The organism is Actinomadura sp. NPDC048032 (assembly GCF_040653175.1).
Lineage (GTDB): Bacteria > Actinomycetota > Actinomycetes > Streptosporangiales > Streptosporangiaceae > Spirillospora > Spirillospora verrucosospora.
Genome location: NZ_JBEZJP010000535.1, coordinates 1 through 4,640, shown reverse-complemented (window position 1 = coordinate 4,640; position 4,640 = coordinate 1). Strand labels below are relative to the sequence as shown.

Genomic DNA, 4,640 nt, shown 5'->3' with positions numbered 1-4,640 from the left:
GCGCATGAGCCAGGTGGGCACGCCACCTCAGACAACGCACCCGGCCAGCAGCACGGCGCCCTTAAGGGCGGGTGCACGACCCGCATGGCGCGCGTACTCAAGCTGCGCGCGCCTCGGCACGAGGGGCCGCCCGCGGGGGTGCGTTGCCTCGCATGGCGCGCCTTTTCAGGGGGCGCTGGTTAGGTGGCGCGCCTGGTTCGGGTGGCGCCTCGCCTGCTAGCTCGTGCCAAGGGGCATAGGGGCCTGTCTCTGGCGCATGAGCCGCAGGGGGCACGATCGGTGGCTTGGTTGGACGGGGCGGCGCGCCGGCCGGACACTGCTTGGGGCAGGGTGCAGTGTCCGGGCGGCGTGCTCGTGTCGCGTCGGGTCAGCGTTTGGGGACGATGTTGACGATCTTGGGGGCGCGGACGATGATCTTGGCGATGTCGGCGCCGGCCAGGGCGTCCTGGACCTTGGGCGAGGCCAGGGCGCGGCGCTCCAGTTCCTCCTCGGCGATGCCGGGCGGGACGTCCAGGCGGTCGCGGACCTTACCGGCGACCTGCACGACGCAGGTGACCGACTCCTCCACCAGCAGGGCGGGGTCGGCGGACGGCCAGCCCGCGCGGACCACCGGCGCGGTGCGGCCCAGCAGCTCCCACGTCTCGTCGGCGGTGTAGGGGGCGAACAGCGACAGCAGGACCGCGATCGTCTCGGCGGCCTCGCGGACGGCCGGGTCGGCGGCGCCGGGGCCGGAGTCGACGGCCCTGCGGGTCGCGGTGACCAGCTCCATGATCCGCGCGATGGCGACGTTGAACCGCTGCGTCTCGACCAGCGTGGTGACCTCGTCGACCGTGCGGGCCGTGGCGCGGCGCAGGGTCGTGTCGCCGGAGGTGACGTCGACGCCGGGCTCGGAGGAGACCTCGGTGGCGATGCGGTGCACGCGGGACAGGAACTTCGACATGCCGTGCGGGGACACGTCGGCCCAGTCGATGTCGTCCTCGGGCGGACCGGAGAACAGGATCGCCAGCCGGACGACGTCCACCCCGAACTCGCCGATCTGCTCGCCCAGGTCGACGCCGTTGCCCAGCGACTTCGACATCGCCTTGCCCTGGTTGATCACCTGGCCCTGGTTCAGCAGCCGGGTGAAGGGCTCGGTGAAGTCGACCATGCCCATGTCGTGCAGGACCTTGGTGAAGAACCGGCTGTACAGCAGGTGCAGGATGGCGTGCTCGACGCCGCCCGTGTACTGGTCGACCGGCATCCACTTGCGGACCTGCTCGACGTCGAACGGGCCGCCCTCGTAGCCGGGCGAGCAGTAGCGGAAGTAGTACCAGGACGAGTCGACGAACGTGTCCATGGTGTCGGTGTCGCGGGTGGCGGCGCCGCCGCACTTGGGGCACTCGGTGTTCACCCAGTCGGACGCGGCGGCCAGGGGCGAGGTGCCCTTGGGGGCCAGGTCGGCGCCGCGCAGGCCCTCGGGCAGGGTCACGGGCAGCTGGTCGTCGGGGACGGGGACCTCGCCGCACGCCTCGCAGTGCACGATCGGGATCGGGCAGCCCCAGAATCGCTGGCGGGAGACCAGCCAGTCGCGCAGCCGGAAGTTCACCGACGCGCGGCCGGTGCCGCGCTCCTCCAGGATCGCGGTGATGCGGGCGATGCCGTCGGCCTTGGTCAGCCCGTCGATGGGGCCGGAGTTGACGATCGCACCGTCGCCGGGGGTGGCGACGCCGGTCTCGGCGGGGTCGGCCAGGCCGGTCTCGACGACGACGCGGACGGGCAGGCCGAACTTCAGCGCGAAGTCCAGGTCGCGCTGGTCGTGGGCCGGGACGGCCATGATCGCGCCGTGCCCGTACTCGGCCAGGACGTAGTCGGACGCCCAGACGGGCAGCCGCTCGCCGTTGACCGGGTTGACCGCGTAGCGGCCCAGGAACACGCCGGTCTTCTCGCGCTCGGTGGACAGCCGCTCGATCTCGCTCTCGCGGGAGACCTCGTCGCGGTAGGCCTCGAACGCGGCGCGGTGGTCGGGGTGGCAGATCTCCTCGGCCAGCGCGGCGTCGGCGGCCACGACCATGAAGGTGGCGCCGTACAGGGTGTCGGGACGGGTCGTGTAGACGCTGACGGGCTCGTCGCGCCCCTCGATCACGAAGTCGACGTCGGCGCCGGTGGAGCGGCCGATCCAGTTGCGCTGCATCAGCAGGACGCGCTCGGGCCACTTGCCCTCCAGCTGCGCCATGTCGTCCAGCAGCCGGTCCGCGTACTCGGTGATCTTGAAGTACCACTGGGTCAGCACGCGCTTCTCGACCAGCGCGCCGCAGCGCTCGCAGTGCCCGCCGACGACCTGCTCGTTGGCCAGGACGGTCTGGTCCTTCGGGCACCAGTTGACGTGGCCGCCCTTGCGGTAGGCCAGGCCCCGCTCGTAGAAGCGCAGGAACAGCCACTGCGTCCACTTGTAGTACTCGGGGTCGGAGGTGTGCAGGCGCCGCGTCCAGTCGAAGGACGGGGCGTAGCGGCGGAAGGAGGCCGCCTGCGTCTCGATGTTGGCGTAGGTCCACTCGGCGGGGTGCGAGTCGCGCTTGATGGCGGCGTTCTCGGCGGGCAGGCCGAAGGAGTCCCAGCCGATCGGGTGCAGGACGTTGAAGCCGCGCTGGAACCAGTAGCGCGCGACGACGTCGCCGATGGCGAACGCCTCCGCGTGGCCCATGTGCAGGTCGCCGCTGGGGTAGGGGAACATGTCCAGGGCGTAGCGGCGCTCCTCGGCGGGGCCCTCCTCGTCCGCCTTGAACGGGTCGAGCTCCTCCCAGCGGGCCTGCCACTTGTCCTGGACCGCCCGTGGGTCGTACCCGTCGTTCAGGGGGGATGCCCCCCCTGCACCCCCCGGCGTTGCGCGGTGGGGAACGTCGCTGCTCACGCTTCTGACTCCGGTTCCTGCTGCTGGGTCGTGGCCGTCCGCCGACATGAAACGGCCCCTCGCGCAGGAGGGGCCACCACGCTGACGTCAGTGCGTCAACGCGGTCCTTCGAGGAGCAGCCTGGCTGGCATACCTCAAGAGTAGCGCAACCGCAACCCCGCCCGCCGTGACTTAGTGCCCCGACTCCTGGCGGGCCATGGACACGACGCCGGTCACCTGCACGCGGGTCAGCTCCAGGTCGGCGCCCACGGCGGACAGCGTCTCCTCCTCGGAGACGGTCAACGGGCCGTCGACCAGCGCGATCTCGGCGGCGGCGCGCAGGATGCTCTCCCGCGCCTCGGGGGCGAGAGCGGAGGCGGCGCGCCCCATCTCGACGCGGACCTCGTCGAAGGGGCGGCCGAGGTCGGCGTTCAGGGCGGACTCGTCGAACCCGGGCTCGCCGGCCTGGCGGACGACGGCGACCGCGCGGGAGCGGGCGGCCGCGTTGGTGTAGTCGCCGGAGCGCAGGACCTGGGCGATCGCCATACGCAGCAGCATCGCGGGCATCTGCGCGAGCTGCGCGGTCGTCGGCACGTCGAGCACGGCGGGGTTCCAGCGGCCGTGGCAGGTGTCGCACTCGACGAACTCGCCGCCGGCCTTCGTCAGCGGGATGACCGGGATGAAGAACAGCGTGAAGAAGTTGCGCCCCTGCCTGCGGCGGTACTCGCGGTCGCCGCCGCATCCGGGGCAGTGGAAGACTCCCCTGGTCAGGGTGAAGAACACCACGCGCCAGCCGAAGATGATCAAGATTGCGCACCCTTTCTCGCTGCAGCGGCACATGCTAGCGCCGCGGGGTGACGGGCATCCGGCGCGGGCCCGGCGTCCGTCCGAACCGTCCGGATCCGGTCACAGAGCCGGGAACCTGACGAAGACGGCCCATCATCCTGCCCGCGGAGGCACCGTCACAACGACGAAAACGCCACGTCAAGGCCTGCGAACGATGGCGCCGGACGCGTCCCGTGCAGCAGGATGTGCGGAACGGTTTCATACACTCGCCGGTAACTAACCGGCCGGTCACCTTTCCGCGCGAGGAGTGCCATGCTCAACCTGTCCGTGCTGCTGGAGGACGCCGCCCGGGAGACGCCCGACCGCGACGCCGTCGTGTTCGGCGACCTCCGGCTCTCCTACTCCTTCCTCGACCAGGTCGCGAACCAGGTCGCGAACCTGCTGCGCGAGCGCGGCGTCGGGCCGGGCGACAAGGTGGCGCTGTCCAGCCCGAACCTCCCCTACTTCCCGATGGTGTACTTCGGGGCGCTCAAGGCGGGGGCGGTGGTCGTCCCGCTGAACGTGCTGCTCAAGCCGCGGGAGATCGCCTACCACCTCGGCGACTCCGGCGCCAAGGCGTTCTTCTGCTTCGAGGGCACGCCGGAGCTGCCGCTCGGCGAGATGGGGCGCGCCGGGTTCGAGCAGGCGGAGGGGTGCGAGCACCTCTTCCTGCTGCCCGCCGACCCGTCCGCCGCCGAGTCCCCGGTGGAGGGGGCCGAGCTGTTCTGGGCCGCGCTCGCGGGGAAGCCGGGCACCTTCGAGACGGCGCGGACCGGGCCGGACGACACCGCCGTGATCATCTACACCAGCGGGACGACCGGGCAGCCGAAGGGCGCCGAGCTCACGCACAGCAACCTCCTCATGAACGCCATGGTGGACGACACGCTCTTCTACCGGACGCTGCACGACACGTCGCTGGTCACGCTGCCGCTGTTCCACAACTTCGGGC

At 71.3% G+C, this 4,640-nt stretch carries 3 protein-coding genes; 1 reads left to right on the top strand and 2 read right to left on the bottom strand.

The features are described 5' to 3' along the window. Window positions 1-367: 367 nt before the first annotated feature. Together leuS and AB0C69_RS38290 are read right to left on the bottom strand one after the other, a co-directional pair. Window positions 368-2,830 (bottom strand): leucine--tRNA ligase, encoded by a 2,463-nt coding sequence (gene leuS / locus AB0C69_RS38295; RefSeq protein WP_360360851.1) that lies wholly within the window; start codon window positions 2,828-2,830, stop codon window positions 368-370. Between the two features lie 228 nt (window positions 2,831-3,058). Continuing rightward, window positions 3,059-3,673: a hypothetical protein gene (locus AB0C69_RS38290; RefSeq protein WP_345183137.1), complete on the bottom strand. Its 615-nt coding sequence runs from the start codon at window positions 3,671-3,673 to the stop codon at window positions 3,059-3,061. A gap of 291 nt (window positions 3,674-3,964) precedes the next feature. Here AB0C69_RS38290 and AB0C69_RS38285 point away from each other — a divergent pair. Beyond that, window positions 3,965-4,640: AMP-binding protein (locus AB0C69_RS38285; RefSeq protein WP_360360847.1), on the top strand; the 676-nt coding region annotated here is incomplete at its 3' end.